The organism is Streptomyces xingningensis, from assembly GCF_054957865.1.
This window is the reverse complement of sequence record NZ_JBDJPF010000002.1, coordinates 174217-192164: the sequence shown is the minus strand read 5'-3', so window position 1 is coordinate 192164 and position 17948 is coordinate 174217. Positions and strand designations below refer to the sequence as shown.

The 17948-nt window shown below is 70.8% G+C and carries 15 protein-coding genes; 4 read left to right on the top strand and 11 right to left on the bottom strand.

What is annotated here, in order from left to right; all coding sequences use genetic code 11:
* Positions 1 to 13 precede the first annotated feature (13 nt).
* Genes tal through pgl form a run of 4 tightly spaced genes read left to right on the top strand, consistent with a single transcriptional unit; the run spans position 14 to position 4462 of the window.
* Positions 14 to 1129 (top strand): transaldolase, encoded by a 1116-nt coding sequence (tal, locus tag ABCR83_RS02090; protein WP_462692659.1) that lies wholly within the window; start codon positions 14 to 16, stop codon positions 1127 to 1129.
* Complete coding sequence (gene zwf / locus ABCR83_RS02085; RefSeq protein ID WP_462692657.1) at positions 1126 to 2658, top strand: glucose-6-phosphate dehydrogenase; 1533 nt, start codon at positions 1126 to 1128, stop codon at positions 2656 to 2658. Before tal ends, zwf begins: the two co-directional genes overlap by 4 nt.
* Positions 2655 to 3686 (top strand): glucose-6-phosphate dehydrogenase assembly protein OpcA, encoded by a 1032-nt coding sequence (gene opcA, locus ABCR83_RS02080; RefSeq protein WP_462692655.1) that lies wholly within the window; start codon positions 2655 to 2657, stop codon positions 3684 to 3686. The genes zwf and opcA overlap by 4 nt, the downstream gene beginning before the upstream one ends.
* On the top strand, positions 3683 to 4462 hold the full coding sequence (gene pgl / locus ABCR83_RS02075; RefSeq protein WP_462692653.1) for a 6-phosphogluconolactonase: 780 nt from the start codon (positions 3683 to 3685) through the stop codon (positions 4460 to 4462). Before opcA ends, pgl begins: the two co-directional genes overlap by 4 nt.
* Before the next feature lie 67 nt (positions 4463 to 4529).
* Here the strand turns inward: pgl and pgi are convergent, their stop codons facing one another.
* The 11 genes from pgi to rapZ form a co-directional block, all read right to left on the bottom strand.
* On the bottom strand, positions 4530 to 6188 hold the full coding sequence (gene pgi, locus ABCR83_RS02070; RefSeq protein WP_462692714.1) for a glucose-6-phosphate isomerase: 1659 nt from the start codon (positions 6186 to 6188) through the stop codon (positions 4530 to 4532).
* 56 nt (positions 6189 to 6244) lie between these two features.
* The gene (locus ABCR83_RS02065; protein WP_462692651.1) at positions 6245 to 7477 is read right to left on the bottom strand and encodes an MFS transporter; all 1233 of its coding nucleotides are present in this window, start codon (positions 7475 to 7477) and stop codon (positions 6245 to 6247) included.
* Positions 7478 to 7642: 165 nt separating this feature from the next.
* On the bottom strand, positions 7643 to 7978 hold the full coding sequence (locus ABCR83_RS02060) for an RNA polymerase-binding protein RbpA (RefSeq protein ID WP_003957010.1): 336 nt from the start codon (positions 7976 to 7978) through the stop codon (positions 7643 to 7645).
* Positions 7979 to 8138: 160 nt separating this feature from the next.
* Positions 8139 to 8366, bottom strand: coding sequence for a preprotein translocase subunit SecG (gene secG, locus ABCR83_RS02055; protein WP_462692649.1), 228 nt, complete (start codon positions 8364 to 8366; stop codon positions 8139 to 8141).
* A gap of 123 nt (positions 8367 to 8489) precedes the next feature.
* Positions 8490 to 9245, bottom strand: a complete 756-nt coding sequence (gene tpiA / locus ABCR83_RS02050; protein WP_462692712.1) for a triose-phosphate isomerase — start codon at positions 9243 to 9245, stop codon at positions 8490 to 8492.
* A 42-nt stretch (positions 9246 to 9287) separates the two neighbouring features.
* Positions 9288 to 10499 carry a phosphoglycerate kinase gene (locus ABCR83_RS02045; RefSeq protein WP_462692647.1) on the bottom strand — a complete coding sequence of 404 codons (1212 nt, stop codon included), beginning with the start codon at positions 10497 to 10499 and terminating at the stop codon, positions 9288 to 9290.
* A 96-nt stretch (positions 10500 to 10595) separates the two neighbouring features.
* Positions 10596 to 11600 carry a type I glyceraldehyde-3-phosphate dehydrogenase gene (gene gap, locus ABCR83_RS02040; protein ID WP_462692645.1) on the bottom strand — a complete coding sequence of 335 codons (1005 nt, stop codon included), beginning with the start codon at positions 11598 to 11600 and terminating at the stop codon, positions 10596 to 10598.
* A 175-nt stretch (positions 11601 to 11775) separates the two neighbouring features.
* Entirely contained in the window at positions 11776 to 14775 is a 3000-nt protein-coding gene (locus tag ABCR83_RS02035; protein WP_462692643.1) for a M14 family metallopeptidase, read from the bottom strand.
* Positions 14776 to 14938: 163 nt separating this feature from the next.
* On the bottom strand, positions 14939 to 15946 hold the full coding sequence (gene whiA, locus ABCR83_RS02030) for a DNA-binding protein WhiA (RefSeq protein WP_462692641.1): 1008 nt from the start codon (positions 15944 to 15946) through the stop codon (positions 14939 to 14941).
* Positions 15937 to 16971: a gluconeogenesis factor YvcK family protein gene (locus ABCR83_RS02025; RefSeq protein WP_462692639.1), complete on the bottom strand. Its 1035-nt coding sequence runs from the start codon at positions 16969 to 16971 to the stop codon at positions 15937 to 15939. The genes whiA and ABCR83_RS02025 overlap by 10 nt, the downstream gene beginning before the upstream one ends.
* Positions 16968 to 17900, bottom strand: coding sequence for an RNase adapter RapZ (gene rapZ / locus ABCR83_RS02020; protein WP_462692710.1), 933 nt, complete (start codon positions 17898 to 17900; stop codon positions 16968 to 16970). Before rapZ ends, ABCR83_RS02025 begins: the two co-directional genes overlap by 4 nt.
* Positions 17901 to 17948: the final 48 nt, after the last annotated feature.

Below are 17948 nucleotides of genomic sequence, written 5' to 3'. Positions count from 1 at the left end.
AGATGCAAACCCCATGACAGACGCACTCAAGCGCCTCTCCGACGAAGGCGTCGCGATCTGGCTGGACGACCTGTCCCGCAAGCGCATCACGTCCGGCAATCTCGCGGAGCTGATCGACGAGAGCCACGTGGTGGGCGTCACCACCAACCCGTCGATCTTCCAGAAGGCGATCTCCGGCGGCGAGGGCTACCAGCAGCAGCTGGCCGACCTCGCGGCCCGCAAGGTCACCGTCGACGAGGCCATCCGCATGATCACCACGGCGGACGTCCGGGACGCCGCCGACATCCTGCGCCCGGTGTTCGACGCCACCGACGGCCAGGACGGCCGGGTCTCCATCGAGGTCGACCCGCGCCTGGCGCACAACACGACGGCCACCGTCGCCGAGGCCAAGCAGCTGGCCTGGCTGGTGGACCGCCCCAACACCCTGATCAAGATCCCGGCCACCAAGGCGGGCCTGCCGGCCATCGCCGACACCATCGGCCGGGGCATCAGCGTCAATGTCACGCTGATCTTCTCCCTGGAGCGCTACCGCGCGGTCATGGACGCCTACCTGACCGGCCTGGAGAAGGCCAAGGCCGCGGGCCTGGACCTCTCGCTGGTCCACTCGGTCGCGTCCTTCTTCGTGTCCCGGGTGGACACCGAGATCGACAAGCGGCTGGACGCGCTGGGCACCGAGGAGGCCAAGGCGCTGCGCGGCAAGGCCGCCCTCGCCAACGCCCGGCTGGCGTACCAGGCGTACGAGGAGGTGTTCTCCTCGGACCGCTGGCTGGCCCTGGAGAAGGCCGGCGCCAACAAGCAGCGTCCGCTGTGGGCCTCGACCGGCGTCAAGGACCCGGCCTACAAGGACACCCTGTACGTGGACGACCTGGTCGCCCCCAACACGGTGAACACCATGCCGGAGGCCACCCTGGAGGCCACCGCCGACCATGGGCAGATCACGGGTGACACCGTGCGCGGCACCTATGAGCAGGCCCGGGCCGAGCTCGACGCCCTCGCGGGGCTCGGGATCTCCTACGACGAGGTCGTGCAGCTCCTCGAGGACGAGGGCGTCGAGAAGTTCGAGGCGTCCTGGATCGACCTGCTGAAGTCCACCGAGGCGGAGCTCAAGCGCCTGGCACCGGAGGCATGAAATTGAGCACCAGCAGCAATCCGCTGCGTGACGCCCAGGACCGGCGGCTCCCGCGTATCGCGGGGCCGTCCGGCCTGGTCATCTTTGGCGTCACAGGCGATTTGTCACGCAAAAAGCTGATGCCCGCCGTCTATGACCTCGCCAACCGGGGTCTGCTGCCGCCGGGCTTCTCCCTGATCGGCTTCGCCCGCCGCGACTGGGAGGACGAGGACTTCGCCCAGATCGTGCACGATGCGGTCAAGGAGCACGCGCGCACGCCCTTCCGCGAAGAAGTCTGGCAGCAGCTGGTACAGGGCTGCCGGTTCGTCCAGGGCGACTTCGACGACGACCAGGCCTTCGAGACGCTCAAGAGCACGATCCACGAGCTGGACAACGAGCAGGGCACCGGCGGCAACTTCGCCTTCTATCTGTCCGTGCCGCCGAAGTGGTTCCCCCAGGTCGTCCAGCAGCTCAAGAAGCACGGCCTGGCCGACCAGAAGGAGGGCTCCTGGCGGCGCGCCGTCATCGAGAAGCCCTTCGGCCACGACCTGAAGAGCGCCCAGGAGCTCAACCGGATCGTCCACGAGGTCTTCCCGGCCAACGAGGTCTTCCGGATCGACCACTATCTGGGCAAGGAGACGGTCCAGAACATCCTGGCGCTGCGCTTCGCCAACACCCTCTTCGAGCCGATCTGGAACCGGTCCTATGTGGACCATGTGCAGATCACCATGGCCGAGGACATCGGCATCGGCGGCCGGGCCGGCTACTACGACGGCATCGGCGCCGCCCGGGACGTCATCCAGAACCACCTGCTCCAGCTGCTGGCGCTGACCGCCATGGAGGAGCCCGCCTCCTTCGACGCGGACGCGGTGGCCGCGGAGAAGACCAAGGTGCTGGGCGCCGTGCGGCTGCCCAAGGACCTGAGCAGGGACACCGTGCGCGGCCAGTACGCGCACGGCTGGCAGGGTGGTGAGAAGGTCGTCGGCTACCTCGAGGAAGAGGGCATCGACTCCAAGTCCAAGACCGACACCTATGCCGCGATCAAGCTGGACATCGACAACCGCCGCTGGGCAGGCGTCCCCTTCTACCTCCGCACCGGTAAGCGGCTCGGCCGCCGGGTCACCGAGATCGCGGTCGTCTTCCAGCGTGCCCCGCACTCGCCCTTCGACCACACCGCCACCGAGGAGCTGGGGCAGAACGCCCTGGTGATCCGGGTGCAGCCGGACGAGGGCGTCACCCTGCGGTTCGGCTCGAAGGTGCCGGGCACCTCGATGGAGGTCCGGGACGTCTCGATGGACTTCGCCTATGGCGAGTCCTTCACCGAGTCCAGCCCGGAGGCGTACGAGCGGCTCATCCTCGATGTGCTGCTCGGTGAATCGAACCTGTTCCCGCGCCTGAAGGAGGTCGAGCTGTCCTGGCGGATCCTCGACCCCATCGAGCAGTACTGGGACAAGCACGGCAAGCCCGCGCAGTACCCGGCCGGCACCTGGGGTCCGGTCGAGGCTGACGAGATGCTTGCCCGAGACGGACGGAGCTGGCGCCGGCCATGAAGATCGACCTTACGGACACCACGGCCAGCAAGATCAACAACGCGCTGGTGCAGGGCCGCCGGTCCATCGGCGCCCCCGCCGTCGGCATGGTGCTCACCCTGGTCGTCGTCACCGACGAGGAGCACGCCTATGACGCGCTCAAGTCGGCCGACGAGGCTTCTCGCGAGCACCCCTCGCGCAAGCTGGTGGTCATCAAGCGGGTCAGCCGCTCGGCACGGGACCGTGCCAAGGCGCGCCTCGACGCCGAGGTGCGGGTGGGCGGCGACGCCGGTACCGGCGAGACCGTGATCCTGCGGCTGTACGGCGAGGTCGCGGACCACGCCCAGTCGGTGGTGCTGCCCCTGCTGCTGCCGGACGCCCCGGTGGTCGTCTGGTGGCCGGTGGCCTCCCCGCTCAACCCGGAGAAGGATCCGCTGGGCGTGCTCGGCCAGCGCCGGGTCACCGACACCTACTCGGCCGAGGACCCGATCGGGGAGCTCGCGGAGCGGGCCGCCAACTACACGCCCGGCGACACCGACCTGGCCTGGACCCGGACCACCCCCTGGCGCTCGATGCTCGCGGCGGCCCTGGACCAGCAGGCCGTCGAGGTCACCGCCGCCGAGGTCGAGGGCGAGGCCTACAACCCGAGCGGTGAGCTGCTGGCCATGTGGCTCGCGGACCGCCTCGGGGTGACGGCGACCCGGACCGTCTCGGACGGGCCCGGCCTGACGGCCGTGCGGCTGCGGACCAAGCACGGCATCATCACGCTGGACCGCCCGGACGGCTCGCTGGCCACGCTCTCCATGCAGGGCCAGCCGGACCGCGCCGTGGCGCTCAAGCGGCGGGACACCGCGGAGCTGCTCGCGGAGGAACTGCGCCGGCTCGACCCGGACGTCAGCTACGAGTCCGCGCTGAAGTACGGGGTGGACCGGCTGAGTTCGACGGAGCCGGCGGCTCCGGCCGCCGCGGAGCCGGCAACCGCCACGGCGAAGAAGGAGTCCGCCCCGGCCGCCAAGCCCGCCAACGCCAAGAAGGCGGCGTCCAAGTGAACACCCCGCAGATCGTCGTCCACCGGGACAAGGAGCTGATGGCCCAGGCCGCGGCGGCCCGGCTGATCACCAAGATCGTGGACGCCCAGACCGCCCGTGGCTCCGCCTCCGTGGTCCTCACCGGCGGACGCAACGGCAATGGGCTGCTCGCGGCCCTGGCCGAGGCGCCCGCCCGGGACGCGGTGGACTGGTCACGGCTGGATCTGTGGTGGGGCGACGAGCGGTTCCTGCCGGACGGCGACCCGGAGCGCAATCACACCCAGGCGCGTGCGGCGCTGCTGGACGCGGTGGACCTGGATCCGGCCCGGGTGCATCCGATGCCCTCGGCGGACGGCACCTTCGACGACGCGGACGCGGCGGCCGAGGCGTACGCGGCCGAACTGGCCGCGGCCGCCCGCCCCGAGGACCACGCCGCGGTGCCGTCCTTCGACGTCCTGCTGCTGGGCGTCGGCCCGGACACCCATGTCGCCTCGCTCTTCCCGGAGTTGCCGGGTGTACGGGAGACCGAGCGGACGGTCGTCGGTGTGCACGGCGCGCCCAAGCCGCCGCCGACCAGGGTCTCGCTGACCCTCCCGGCGATCCGGGCGGCCCGGGAGGTCTGGCTGCTCGCCGCGGGCACGGACAAGGCGGGGGCCGTTGCCCTGGCGCTGGGCGGCGCCGGGGAGATCCAGGCCCCGGCCGCCGGGGCCTACGGCCGCCGCCGCACCCTGTGGCTGCTGGACCAGGCCGCGGCGGCCCAGCTGCCGCGGGCGCTGTACCCGCCGGCCTCCGCCTGAGCGTGGTCCGTAAAACGCCGGACAGGCTGGATCCTCCAGCCCGCCCGGCGTTTTACGGACCACGCGCTCAGCGCCCCCGCAGCTCCCGGTACCGTGCCACCAGCCCCGCCGTGGATGCGTCCAGCCCCGGCACCTCGGAACCCGCCACCAGTGCGGGCTCGACCCGCTTGGCGAGCACCTTCCCCAGCTCCACGCCCCACTGGTCGAACGAGTCGATGTTCCAGACGGCGCCCTGCACAAACACCTTGTGCTCATAGAGCGCGATCAACTGCCCCAGCACGGACGGCGTCAGCTCGCTCGCCAGGATCGTGGTCGTCGGGTGGTTGCCGCGGAACGTCTTGTGCGGGACCAGCTCCTGCGGTACGCCCTCCGCCGCGACCTCCTCGGGCGTCTTGCCGAAGGCGAGCGCCTGCCCCTGGGCGAAGAGGTTCGCCATCAGCAGGTCGTGCTGGGCGACCAGCCCCGGCCCGAGGTCGTCCACCGGCCGGGCGAAGCCGATCAGATCGGCGGGGATGAGCTTGGTGCCCTGGTGGATCAGCTGGTAGTACGCGTGCTGGCCGTTGGTGCCCGGGGTGCCCCAGACGACCGGCCCCGTCTGCCAGTTCACCGGCTTGCCGTCCCGGTCGACGGACTTGCCGTTGGACTCCATGTCGAGCTGCTGCAGATAGGCCGCGAACTTCGACAGATAGTGGCTGTAGGGCAGCACCGCATGGGACTGGGCACCGTGGAAGTTGCCGTACCAGACGCCCAGCAGGCCCAGCAGCAGGGGTGCGTTCTCCTCGGCCGGGGCGGTGCGGAAGTGCTCGTCGACCAGGTGGAAACCGGCCAGCATCTCCCGGAAGTGGTCCGGCCCGACGGCGATCATCAGGGAGAGCCCGATCGCCGAGTCATAGGAGTAGCGGCCGCCGACCCAGTCCCAGAACTCGAACATGTTGGCCGGGTCGATGCCGAACTCGGTGACCTTCCGCTCATTGGTGGACAGCGCCACAAAGTGCTTGGCGACGGCGGTGTCGGAGGCACCCGCGCGCAGACCGGTCAGCAGCCAGTTCCGGGCGGAGGTGGCATTGGTGATGGTTTCGATGGTGGTGAAGGTCTTGGAGGCGACGATGAAGAGCGTCTCGGCCGGGTCCAGGTCCCGCACCGCCTCGTGCAGATCCGCGCCGTCCACATTGGAGACGAAACGGAACGTCAGCTCCCGGGCGGTGTAGGCGCGCAGCGCCTCGTACGCCATCGCGGGGCCGAGGTCGGAGCCGCCGATGCCGATGTTGACGATGTTGCGGATCCGCTTGCCGGTGTGGCCCGTCCAGTCGCCCGAGCGCACCCGGTCGGCGAAGACCTGCATCTTCCGCAGCACGGCGTGCACGGCGGGGACGACATTCTCGCCGTCCGTCTTGACGACCGCCGACTCCGGGGCGCGCAGCGCGGTGTGCAGCACCGCCCGGCCCTCGGTGGTGTTGATCTTCTCGCCGCGGAACATCGCGTCCCGCAGCCCGGCGACGCCGGTGGCCGCCGCCAGCTCGCGCAGCAGCCGCAGGGTCTCATCGGTGACCAGGTGCTTGGAGTAGTCGATGTGCAGATCGCCGACGGTGAGGGCATACCTTCCGGCCCGCCGCGGATCCTCCGCGAACAGCTCTCGCAGGTGCACCTCCCCCAGCTCATCGCGGTGCTTGGCCAGCGCGTTCCACTCCGGCATACGGTCGAGCCTGCCGCGGCCTTCTGCATTCATTTCGGACATCAGCCCACTTCTCCTCGTAGCTCCCTGGCCACTCCCAACCTAATTGATCAGGCACCGTCCGAAGTGAGCACCGGCAGCAGTGCCATGATGCCGAGGGCGAACAGCCCGGCGGTGAGCAGCACCGGGGTGTTCAGCCCCCAGGCCGTCGCCACCGCACCCCCGGCCAGGGCTCCGAGCGGGGTCCCGGCGACCGAGATGGTGCGGACGGCGGAGTTGATCCGGCCCAGCATCTCCGGTGGGCTGCCCTGCTGCACCATGGTGACCTCGGTGACGTTCCAGACCATGCCGCTGAGGCCGAAGACGCCCAGGGCCAGCGCCGCCGCCGGCAGGCTTCGTATCGTGCCCAGCGCGATCAGGCTGCCGAGCTGGACCACCCCGGTGACCAGCAGGGTGCGCAGCCGGCCGAGCCGGTCGGTCAGCCGTCCGGCCAGCGCTCCCCCGGTCACCCCGCCGATGCCATAGGCCGTGATGACCACTGCATAGCCGGTGGCGCCGGTGTGCAGCCAGCCCTTGACGAGCAGGACGAGCGTGGCGATCAGCGCGCCGATGCCCACATTGCACAGGGTGGTGGAGAGGCAGAGCGCGCGCAGCCTGCGGTCCCGCCACAGGACCCGGATGCCCTCGGCGACCTCGCGGCGCAGCGAACGGGCGGCGGCCGCGTCCGCGCCACGCGGGCGTGGTTTCACCGGAAGGGAGGCGACCAGCGCCGCCGCCAGCAGATAGCTCGCCGCATCGGCGGCGTACGGTATCGCAAGCCCCGCGCCCAGCAGGACGGGCACCAGCGGGGCACCGACGAACCGTGCCACCACCTCCTGACCGGTCATCAGCCGGGCGTTGGCCCGGACCAGCCCGTCCTCGGCGACCACCCTGGGCAGCAGGGCCGTCGCGGCGCTGTCGAAGAGGGTCTGCAGCGTGGTGAGGGCGAAGGACAGCGCGATCAGCAGCCCTATCGTCGCCTGCCCCAGCCAGACGGCGACCGCGAAGGCCGCCATCAGCGCTCCCCGGGCGGCATCGACCGCCCACATCGCCCGCCGCTGATCCACCCGGTCCGCGAGTGCGCCGCCGAGCAGGCCGAAGAGGAGCCAGGGCAGGAAGGTGAACACCGTCACCAGCGAGACGAGGAGGGGCGAGTCGGTCAGCGACGCGGCGAGCAGCGGCAGCGCGGAGCCCCGCAGGGCGTCCCCCAGCCGGGACACCACCGCCGCCGACCACAGCCGCCCGAACCCGCCCCGCCAGGACGGGGCGACCGCCACCACCACGGTCGTCCGCACGCTCGCCATCAGCCCCCCTCAATCCGCTCGTCCACCGACAGGAACGACGGTAGCGGCGGCCACTGACAACGGGCCTGGGGCAACTGCCCTACATCAGGCCTCAGATGCGGGCGGGCGTCAGGGCAAAGCGGCCCGGCCGGAGGGGGTCCCCTCCGGCCGGGCCCGGTGCGCTGGTCAGATCTCGCCGCGCAGCTTGGCGAGCGCCTCGGCGAGGATCGCCTCGCCGTCGGCGTCGCTGCGCCGCTCCCGGACGTACGCGAGATGCGTCTTGTACGGCTCGGTACGCGGCGGGTCCGGGGGGTTGTCCCGGTCCTGGCCGGCCGGGAAGCCGCAGCGCGGGCAGTCCCAGGTGTCCGGCACCTGTGCGTCGCTGGCGAAGCTCGGCTGTGTCTCGTGCCCGTTCGAGCACCAGAAGGAGATGCGGAGGCGCGGTGCGGATTCGCCCCGCTCGGCCTCACCCATCGGCCCCGCCCCGACCCGGCTTCCTCGGATCGCGTTGCCACTTGCCACGGTCGTAACTCCCTGCATGAGTGCCGCGAAGCGTGACAGTCCGCTTCGCCGCGGGCGCCCCAGTCTACGTAAGGCCCAACGCGCGTCCAGTGTCAGGAGTTACCGCCCGGCCGCAGAACGCGAGATCCCATCATAGGCCGCGCGTACGACGGTACGTCAGTTACTCGAGCTTCATCAGCAGACCGAGCACCACAATGCAGGCGAACCACAGCAGACCGACCACCACGGTGATCCGGTCCAGGTTGCGCTCGGCAACCGAGGAACCGCCGACGGAGGACTGCATGCCACCGCCGAACATGTCGGACAGGCCGCCGCCCTTCCCCTTGTGCATGAGCACCAGCATCATCATCAGCGCACTGAAGATGATGAGGGCGATCGAGAACCCCATGACCACGGCTGGACCAACTCTCTCGGACTGGCTCGGATGGAAATCGCTGCGGGGCCGGGGGCGGCGTCTGCGCCGGTCCCGGCCCCGACAGGGTACGACGGGGAGCGCCCCGCCGTCATTCCGCTACTGGTCGCGGAAGCGGACGATCTTGACGAACTCCTCCGCGTCCAGCGCGGCGCCGCCGATCAGTGCGCCGTCCACGTCCGGCTGCGCCATGATCGCCGCGACATTGCCGGCCTTGACCGAGCCGCCGTACTGGATGCGGATCTTGTCGGCCGGCTCCTGGCCGTAGAGCTCGGCCAGGCGACCGCGGATCGCCCCGCAGACCTCCTGGGCGTCCTCGGGGGTGGCGACCTCGCCGGTGCCGATGGCCCACACCGGCTCATAGGCGATGACGATCGTCTCGGCCGGCTCGGCCGGGACGTCCTTCAGGGCGCCGTCGAGCTGCGCGAGGGTGTGGGCGACCTGGTTGCCGGCCTTGCGGACCTCCAGACCCTCGCCGATGCACAGGATCGGGGTGATGCCGTGCCGGAAGGCGGCCTTGACCTTGGCGTTGCAGATCTCGTCCGTCTCGCCGTGGTACTGGCGGCGCTCGGAGTGGCCGACGGCCACATAGGAGCACTTGAGCTTGGCGAGCATGCCGCCGGAGATCTCGCCGGTGTACGCGCCGGAGTCATAGGCCGAGACGTCCTGCGCACCGTACTTGATCTTGAGCTTGTCGCCGTCGACCAGGGTCTGTACCGAGCGCAGGTCGGTGAACGGCGGCAGGACGGCGACCTCGACGGATTCGAAGTCCTTGTCCGCGAGGGCGAAGGCGAGCTTCTGGACGTGCGCGATGGCCTCGAGGTGGTTGAGGTTCATCTTCCAGTTGCCCGCCATCAGCGGGGTACGGCCCAGGGGAATGGATGCTGCCACGGTGGTTCAGTCCTCCAGTGCGGCGAGGCCGGGGAGCGTCTTGCCCTCGAGGTACTCGAGGCTCGCGCCGCCGCCGGTAGAAATATGGCCGAAAGCATTCTCGTCGAAGCCGAGCAGACGCACGGCCGCCGCCGAGTCGCCACCGCCCACGACGGTGAATGCCGAGCTGTCCAGGAGACCCTGGGCCACGGCCTTGGTGCCCCCGGCGTAGTCGGGGTGTTCAAAGACGCCCATCGGGCCGTTCCAGAAGACGGTGCCGGCGTCGGCCAGCTTCGCGGCATAGAGCTCGCGGGTCTTCGGCCCGATGTCCAGGCCCTCCTGGTCGGCCGGGATGGCGTCGGAGGAGACCAGTTCCGGGTTGGCCGGGGCCTTGGTCTTCAGGTCCGGGAAGTCGGCCGAGACCAGGACGTCGACGGGGAGGACGAACTCCACGCCGCGCTGCTCGGCCCGGGCCAGGTACTCCAGGCAGGCCGGGACCTGGTCCTCCTGGAGCAGCGAGATGCCGACCTCGTGGCCCTTGGCCTTGAGGAAGGTGTACGCCATGCCGCCGCCGACCAGGATCCGGTCGGCCTTCTCCAGCAGGTGGTCGATCACGCCGAGCTTGTCGGAGACCTTGGCGCCGCCGAGGACCACGACATAGGGGCGCTCGACGTCCTCGGTGAGCTTCTTCAGCACGCCGACCTCGGTGGCGATCAGGTCGCCCGCGGCGTGCGGCAGCCGGGCCGGGAGGTCGAAGACCGAGGCGTGCTTGCGGTGCACGGCGCCGAAGCCGTCGCCGACGTAGAGGTCGGCGAGGGTCGCCAGCTCATCGGCGAAGGCGCCGCGCTCGGCGTCGTCCCTGCTGGTCTCGCCCGCGTTGAAACGGAGGTTCTCCAGCAGCGTGACCTCGCCGTTCGCCAGTGCGGCGACGGTGGCCTTCGCGCTGTCCCCGACCGTGTCGGTGGCGAACGAGACGTGCTTGCCCAGGATCTCACCGAGCCGCTCGGCGGCCGGGGCCAGGGAGAACGCGGGGTCCGGGGCGCCCTTGGGACGGCCCAGGTGGGAGGCGACGATCACCTTGGCGCCCGCCTCGGCGAGCTTGGCGATCGTCGGCGCGACGGCGCGGATCCGGCCGTCGTCGGTGATGGTGGTGCCCTCGAGCGGCACGTTGAGGTCGGCGCGGACGAAGACCCGCCTGCCCTCGACGCCACCCTGGAGGAGTTCGTCGATCGTCTTCATGCAGTGACTCCGGTGACTTCCGTAGCGGTCCGTCATGAGACGGGGCCCGAACGACACTCAGCGCGTCGCACGGGCCCCGTACTCACAGCCGGGAGATCAGAGCTGGCCGCCGACGAAGACGGTCAGGTCGACCAGGCGGTTGGAGTAGCCCCACTCGTTGTCGTACCAGCCGACGACCTTGACCTGGTTGCCCTGGACCATGGTCAGGGAGGAGTCGAAGGTGCAGGAGGCCGGCCAGTTGACGATGTCCGAGGAGACGATCGGGTCCTCGGTGTACTCGAGGATGCCCTTGAGCTGGCCCTCGGCGGCCTTCTGGAAGGCGGCGTTGATCTCTTCCTTGGTGGTCTCGCGGTCGAGCTCCAGGACGAGGTCGGTGACCGAGCCGGTGGGGACCGGGACGCGCATGGCGATGCCGTCCAGCTTGCCCTTGAGCTGCGGGAGGACCAGGGCGGTGGCCTTGGCGGCACCGGTCGAGGTCGGGATGATGTTCTCCGCGGCGGCACGGGCGCGGCGCAGGTCGGAGTGCGGGAAGTCCAGGATGCGCTGGTCGTTGGTGTACGCGTGGACCGTGGTCATCATGCCCTTGACGATGCCGAAGCTCTCGTCGAGAACCTTGGCCATCGGCGCCACGCAGTTGGTGGTGCAGGAGGCGTTGGAGATGACGTGGTGGTTGGCCGCGTCGTACTTGTCCTGGTTGACGCCCATCACGATGGTGATGTCCTCGTTCTTGGCCGGGGCCGAGATGAGGACCTTCTTCGCGCCGGCGGCGAGGTGCTTGGCGGCGTCCTCGCGCTTGGTGAAGATGCCGGTGGACTCGATGACGATGTCGGCGCCCAGCTCGCCCCAGGGCAGGTTGGCGGGGTCGCGCTCGGCCATCGTCTGGAAGGTCTGGGAACCGACGGTGATCGTGTTGTCGGTGTGGCTGACCTCGTGCTTCAGACGACCCAGGATGGTGTCGTACTTCAGCAGGTGCACCAGAGTGGCGTTGTCGGTCAGGTCGTTGACACCGACGATCTCGATGTCCGCGCCCTGCTCCAGCAGCGCGCGGAAGTAATTACGACCGATACGGCCAAAGCCGTTGATGCCTACGCGGATCGTCACGAACCGATCTCCTCGTTGGTATGCCGGGCTGTCCGCCGGCGGCTGTATGGGATGTCCCCGACCACCACCGACCCTACCTCCAACCGGGGAGGTACGTGACATTGGCGGCTCGGCCGACAGCAGGGGGCCCGCACCCTCCGGGAGGGTGCGGGCCCGGTCGCGGTTCTGCCTGATGTCAGCCGTGCACGGCGCGCAGCGCAGCGCGCAGCAGGTCCACGCGCTGGCCCGGGGTGCGCACCTGTTCCAGGCCGAAACCGAAGAGCACGGTGTCATCGGTGGTGATGGCCGCCGAGGGGTGGAAGAGCGCCTTCGAGCGGGCCCAGTCGCCGGTGCCCCGCTCTGTCCTCAAACGCCGGACGGGCTCAGCGGGGCTGCCGGCGGGCGGCCCGGGCACCGTCCAGGGGCCGAGCGAGGTCTCGAACCCCTCGGTGGACCGGGTGTCGCCGCCGATCGTGACGGTGGTGTCGTCGACGAAGACGCCGCGTCCGCCGTTGGAGGAGTCGGTGATGTACGAGATCGCCAGCTCGACCTTCTTGCCCGCGTAGCCGCTCAGGTCGAAGGCGACCGGCTGCCAGCCGTGCGAGGGGCCGGTGAAGCGGTTCCAGGCGCCGGTGCCGCCCTTGGCGGCGCACTTGCCGTCACCGACGGTGAGGTAGTGCCTGAGGAAGGGGTGCAGGGCGAGGTAGGAGCCGTCCTCGCAGCCGGTGGGAACCTCGGTCGTCGTACCGCCGTTCGTGTCGGGCAGCGTGGTCCAGTCGTCCTGGCCGGCGGTGTGTGCCTCGACGACGACGTGGTCATAGCCCCGCTCGGTGTCATAGCTGAGCCGGAAGCCGAGGCCGGGCCGGTCCTCGGGGCGGACGCCGGTCAGGTCGAGGGTGCGGGAGAGCCGCATCCAGGCGCTGTCCCGGTGCCTGGCGGCCGCCATCCAGTCGCCCGTGTAGGGCTCGAAGGCGCCGCGCAGTCCGGGGTAGTCGCCCGCGGTCGCACTGCGGAACTGCGGGAACCGGTCGGGGCCCAGCACCTCGGAGGTGGCGATGTACGAGCCGGCGGCGTCCAGCGGGTTGCCGGGGGCGTCGCCGAGGTAGACCTTGGTGCCCGCGAGGCGTCCGGTGCCGGCGAAGCGCCTGGGGCGCTCCAGCGAGGAACGGCCGGTCGCGCCGAGGTAGTACTGGCTGAAGTCGGTGGTGTCGGCCGGGCCGATCCGCGCGCTGCCGCCCGCCTGTTTTCCGGCGGCGATGAGCTTTCCGCCCGCATTGACGAAGTCGCGCACGGCGAGCAGGGTGTCGCCCCCGGGCTCGTTGCCGACACCGGAGTACCACACGACCGTCCTGAAGTGACCGAGCACGGCGAGCGGATGGGGCGCGCCCTGCCGGGCGACGTCCCAGACGACGGCCTTGCGGCCGGCTCCGGCGAGCGCCTCGGTGTAGGTGGTGAGCTGCCTGGCCGGGCCGGAGCCGCCCTCGTCCGCGATGACCAGGGTGTCGGCCGGCGGGCGGTACCACACGGTGTAGCCGAAGGGCTCGCTCGCGGTGGCCTTGCCCTCGGCCGTCCGGCCGGTGAACCAGACCTGGACCTTCGCGCCGGGGGGTGCGCCGGTCACGGAGGCGCGGTACTGGTCGAAGCGGAGGTTGTCCCGGCCTCCGTAGCGCTTGCCGCCCTTCCAGGGCTTCAGCGGCGCGGTGTGCGTACGGCCGCCGTCGATGCGGTAGTTGAGGCGCTTGTCACGGACGCTCTTGCGGGCGGTGACGGCGACGGGCTGGTCGGCGCCGCGCGCGAAGGAGTCCTTGAAGGCGTCGGGGGTGAAGTCCGGGGCGCTCAGGCCGACCGAGGAGGACGGGCGGTCGGGGTGGGCCGCGGTCTCGGCGACGGACAGGGCGAAGGGGATGTTCTTGGCGAACTCCGCCTGGATCAGCTTCTCGTCGTCGGGGAAGTTGAACACGGACGGGCAGTCGGCGGGGTTCCACCGGCCGCTGGTGTCCGACTGGGCGGCGGTCTGGCAGGTCGACATCTCCGGGGTGAACATCATCGTCCCGTTGACGTTGGCCGCATGGCCGTCGGCCTCGCCGTTGGTCGTGTACAGCTCGGAGGAGAGCTCGGGGCGGTATCCCGGGATCGCGGATTTCTCCGGGGTGCCGGCGAGGGTCCGGTAGAGGACGTCGTCCGGGGTGCGGGTGGCCACCTGCCAGCCGACGCCGTAGAGCAACAGCTCGGCGGCCGAATGGTAGTTGACGGCGTAGGTGAAGTGGACGCGCTTCTCGAAGGCGTCCAGGGCCCGGGTCTCCGGCTCGGAGGCGGGGCTCTTGCCGCGGTAGGTCTCGGAGGTGGGGTCGGCGGACGAGCCCTCGTTGTCATAGCCCCATTTGTAGGGGAAGTTGCGGTTGAGGTCGACGCCGTCCCCGGGGCCGGTCTTCCCGTCACCGTTGTTGTCGCGCAGGTTCTTGCGCCACAGCCGGGTGCCCGGGCCCCGGAAGGTGTAGTCGTAGCCGTCCGGGTTGGCGGAGAGCACGAACCAGAGCTCGGTCCGGTCCACGATCCGGGTGATCCGGTCGTCCTTGCCATAGCCGTCGAGGTAGTGGTGCATCAGCCGGCGGGTCATCTCCGGGGTGATCCACTCGCGGGCGTGCTGGTTGGACAGGTAGAGCACCGAAGGCTTCGCCCCGTCGCGGGTCCCCGCGGCGTCCTTGGTGAGCTTGAGAGCGAGGATGTCCTGGCCCTTGAGGGTCTTGCCGATGCTGACGACCTTGGTGAGGCCGGGGTGCGCCCGGCCGGTGTTGACGATCTCCTCCTGGAGGCCGCCCTTGGGCCCGTACGGCCGGAAGACGCCGTCGCCCGCGGCCCTGAGCCGCTCGAGGGTGCGCTTGGAGGTTCGTTTCTCCACCAGGTCCACGCCCTGCCGGCGCAGTGCCTTGGCCTGCTCGCCGGTGAGGTAGAGCTCGGTCTGGAACGGTTTGTCGCCGGTGGGACGCCCGCTCAGTTCGTGTCCGTCGACGCCCGCCTTGAGCAGCAGCGGCAGCTGGGCCCTGGTGACCTTGGCATGCCATACGGCCGGCGCTTCGGAGCCGGCCGCCGTCCCGTTGCCGTCCGGGCCCGGCCGGGCCTGTGCGAAGGGTGCCGCGGTCAGGCCGCCGAGTAACAGTGCAGTCGCCACGAGGATCGATCTCGCTCTGCGTCTCATGAACCCCCCAAGCTGTGGTGTGCCTCGTCAATGCCGCACGCCAGGCTTGCGAGCCTCCATGATCATGTCAATACCGCCTTGGCGGGCGGCAGGACGGCGCCCCCGGTGTCCGTCCTGGACGCCGGGGGCGCGCGGGTGCCGTGCGGAAGTTGTTTCGAGGGGCTCAGCCGACCATGCCGTCGACCATCTCATCGGGCAGATCGGCGAGGTCGGAGAGGTTGGACTCGGTGCCCGGGATGCCCAGATCCTGGGCGCGCTTGTCGGCCATGGCGAGCAGGCGCCGGATCCGGCCGGCGACGGCGTCCTTGGTCAGCGGTGGGTCGGCGAGGGCGCCCAGCTCCTCCAGCGAGGCCTGCTTGTGCTCCATGCGCAGCCGCCCGGCCGCCGCGAGGTGCTCGGGCACCTCCTCGCCGAGGATCTCCAGGGCCCGCTGGACCCGGGCGCCGGCCGCCACCGCGGCGCGCGCCGAGCGGCGCAGATTGGCGTCGTCGAAGTTGGCGAGGCGGTTGGCGGTCGCCCGGACCTCGCGGCGCATCCGCCGCTCCTCCCAGGCCAGTACGGACTCATGGGCGCCGAGCCGGGTCAGCAGCGCGCCGATGGCGTCGCCGTCCCGGACGACAACCCGGTCCACGCCGCGCACCTCTCTCGCCTTGGCGGCGATCTGCAGCCTGCGGGCCGCGCCGACCAGCGCGAGCGCCGCCTCCGGGCCCGGGCAGGTCACCTCGAGCGAGGAGGAGCGGCCGGGCTCGGTGAGCGAGCCGTGCGCCAGGAACGCGCCCCGCCAGGCGGCCTCGGCATCGCAGGTGGCGCCGGAGACCACCTGCGGGGGCAGCCCGCGGATCGGCCGGCCGCGGCCGTCGACCAGGCCGGTCTGACGCGCCAGCTGGTCACCGCCCGCCACCACCCGCACCACGAACCGGCTGCCGCGGCGCAGCCCGCCGGGGGCCATCACCACCAGGTCGGAGGCGTGCCCGAAGATCTCCAGGATGTCCTTGCGCAGCCGCCGGGCCGCGATTCCGGTGTCCAGCTCCGCCTCGATCACGATGCGCCCGCTGACCAGGTGCAGCCCGCCCGCGAACCGCAGGATCGCCGAGACCTCCGCCTTCCGGCAGCACGTCCGGGTGACGGGGAGCCGGGAGATTTCGTCCTTCACCGCTGGCGTCATCGCCATGGGCCGATCCTTCCATGCATCCGAAAAATACGGTCGTACGCGGCGGCCAACAGCTCCGGGTCGTGTGTCGCGGAACTCCCCTGCGCGGCGACCGGCGCCAGCTCGACCGTGCCACCGAGGCGCTCGGCGGCGTCTCGCAGGCTCTCGCGGTCGGGCACGGCGGCCTCGTCGGCCAGCACCACGTCCAGGGCGAGTTTAGGGGCGTGTCGGGCCAAAACCTCCAAATGACGCTGCGGGGAGAAGCCTTCGGTTTCACCGGGCTGTGGCGCGAGGTTGAGTGAGAGGACCCGGCGGGCCCTGGTCACCTGGAGTGCGTCGAGCAGCTCGGGGACCAGCAGGTGCGGGATGACCGAGGAGAACCAGGAGCCGGGGCCGAGCACCACCCAGTCCGCGTCGAGGACCGCCGCCACGGCCTCGGGCACCGCGGGCGGGCCCTCGGGGACCACCTGCACGGACTGCACCTCGCCGGGGGTGAGCGCCACGGTGGCCTGGCCGCGGACCGTGCCGACGGCGTCGGGCTCGGCCGGGTCGTGGCCCCGGACCAGCGCCTGGAGCTCCAGCGGGACGGCCGACATGGGCAGCACCCGGCCGTGCGCGCCGAGCAGCTTGCCGACCAGGTCGAGGGCCTGCACATGGTCGCCCAGCTGTTCCCAGAGGGCGACGATCAGCAGATTGCCGACGGCGTGGCCGTGCATCTCGCCCTCGCCGGCGAAGCGGTGCTGGATGACGCGGGCCCAGGTCTGGCCCCAGTCGTCGTCGCCGCACAGGGCCGCCAGGGCCTTGCGCAGGTCACCGGGGGGCAGCACGCCCAGCTCGTCGCGGAGCCGGCCGCTGGAGCCGCCGTCGTCGGCGACGGTGACGACGGCGGTCAGGTCGCCGGTGATGCGGCGCAGCGCGGCGAGCGAGGCGGACAGCCCATGGCCGCCGCCCAGGGCGACGACCTTGGGCTGGGCACCGCCGCCGCCGCGGGTCCGGCTGGGGACCAGCCGGCGGACGCGGCGCAGCCGGGAGGTGCGGCCGGTCACTCGCGCCCCATGTCCCGGTGGACGACGACCGTCTCGACGCCCTCCGAGACCAGGCGGTGGGCGAGCTTTTCGGACATGGCGACCGAGCGGTGCTTGCCGCCGGTGCAGCCGACGGCGATGGTCACATAGCGCTTGCCCTCGCGGCGGTAGCCCGCGGCGATGAGCTGGAGCAGCTCGGTGTAGCGGTCGAGGAACTCCTTGGCGCCGGGCTGGTTGAAGACATAGCCGGAGACCTCCTCGTTGAGGCCGGTGAAGGGGCGCAGCTCCGGGACCCAGTGCGGGTTGGGCAGGAAGCGGCAGTCGACCACCAGGTCGGCGTCGACCGGGAGGCCGTATTTGTAGCCGAAGGACATGACGGTGGCGCGCAGCTCCGGCTCCTCCTCGCCCGCGAACTGGGCGTCCATCTTGGCGCGCAGCTCATGGACGTTGAGGCTGGAGGTGTCGATGACCAGGTCGGCGTCGCCGCGCAGCTCGCGCAGCAGGTCGCGCTCGGCGGCGATGCCGTCGACGATGCGGCCGGCGCCCTGGAGCGGGTGCGGGCGGCGCACCGATTCGAAGCGCCGCACCAGGGCGTCGTCGGACGCCTCCAGGAAGATCACGCGCCGCTTGACCTTCTTGGCGGCCAGGTCCGCGAGGGATTCGCGGAGGTTGTCGAAGAAGCGGCGGCCGCGGACGTCCACCACCACGGCGATGCGGGCCACATTGCCCTGGGAGCGGGCGCCGAGGTCCACCATGGTGGGGATCAGGGCGGGCGGCAGGTTGTCGACGACGAACCAGCCGAGGTCCTCCAGGCACTTGGCGGCGGTGCTGCGGCCCGCTCCCGACATACCGGAGATGATCACCAGTTCGGGGATGGCCACTGCCTCGCCGGTGGCGTCCGCCGTCGTGCCCGTACTCACCGTTGCTCCGTCTCGATCGGTCTCGTCCATGCTGTTCTGCATGAGGTGTCCCCCGTTCTGCCGACGGCGCCGCGGGTG

What these genes read in the sequence shown, in the direction of transcription:
- tal (WP_462692659.1), top strand. Translation starts at nt 14, where the DNA reads ATGACAGACGCACTCAAGCGCCTCTCCGACGAAGGCGTCGCGATCTGG.
- zwf (WP_462692657.1), top strand. Translation starts at nt 1,126, where the DNA reads ATGAAATTGAGCACCAGCAGCAATCCGCTGCGTGACGCCCAGGACCGG.
- opcA (WP_462692655.1), top strand. Translation starts at nt 2,655, where the DNA reads ATGAAGATCGACCTTACGGACACCACGGCCAGCAAGATCAACAACGCG.
- pgi (WP_462692714.1), bottom strand. Translation starts at nt 6,188, where the DNA reads ATGAATGCAGAAGGCCGCGGCAGGCTCGACCGTATGCCGGAGTGGAAC.
- ABCR83_RS02065 (WP_462692651.1), bottom strand. Translation starts at nt 7,477, where the DNA reads ATGGCGAGCGTGCGGACGACCGTGGTGGTGGCGGTCGCCCCGTCCTGG.
- secG (WP_462692649.1), bottom strand. Translation starts at nt 8,366, where the DNA reads ATGGGGTTCTCGATCGCCCTCATCATCTTCAGTGCGCTGATGATGATG.
- tpiA (WP_462692712.1), bottom strand. Translation starts at nt 9,245, where the DNA reads ATGGCGGGCAACTGGAAGATGAACCTCAACCACCTCGAGGCCATCGCG.
- ABCR83_RS02045 (WP_462692647.1), bottom strand. Translation starts at nt 10,499, where the DNA reads ATGAAGACGATCGACGAACTCCTCCAGGGTGGCGTCGAGGGCAGGCGG.
- ABCR83_RS02035 (WP_462692643.1), bottom strand. Translation starts at nt 14,775, where the DNA reads ATGAGACGCAGAGCGAGATCGATCCTCGTGGCGACTGCACTGTTACTC.
- whiA (WP_462692641.1), bottom strand. Translation starts at nt 15,946, where the DNA reads ATGGCGATGACGCCAGCGGTGAAGGACGAAATCTCCCGGCTCCCCGTC.
- rapZ (WP_462692710.1), bottom strand. Translation starts at nt 17,900, where the DNA reads ATGGACGAGACCGATCGAGACGGAGCAACGGTGAGTACGGGCACGACG.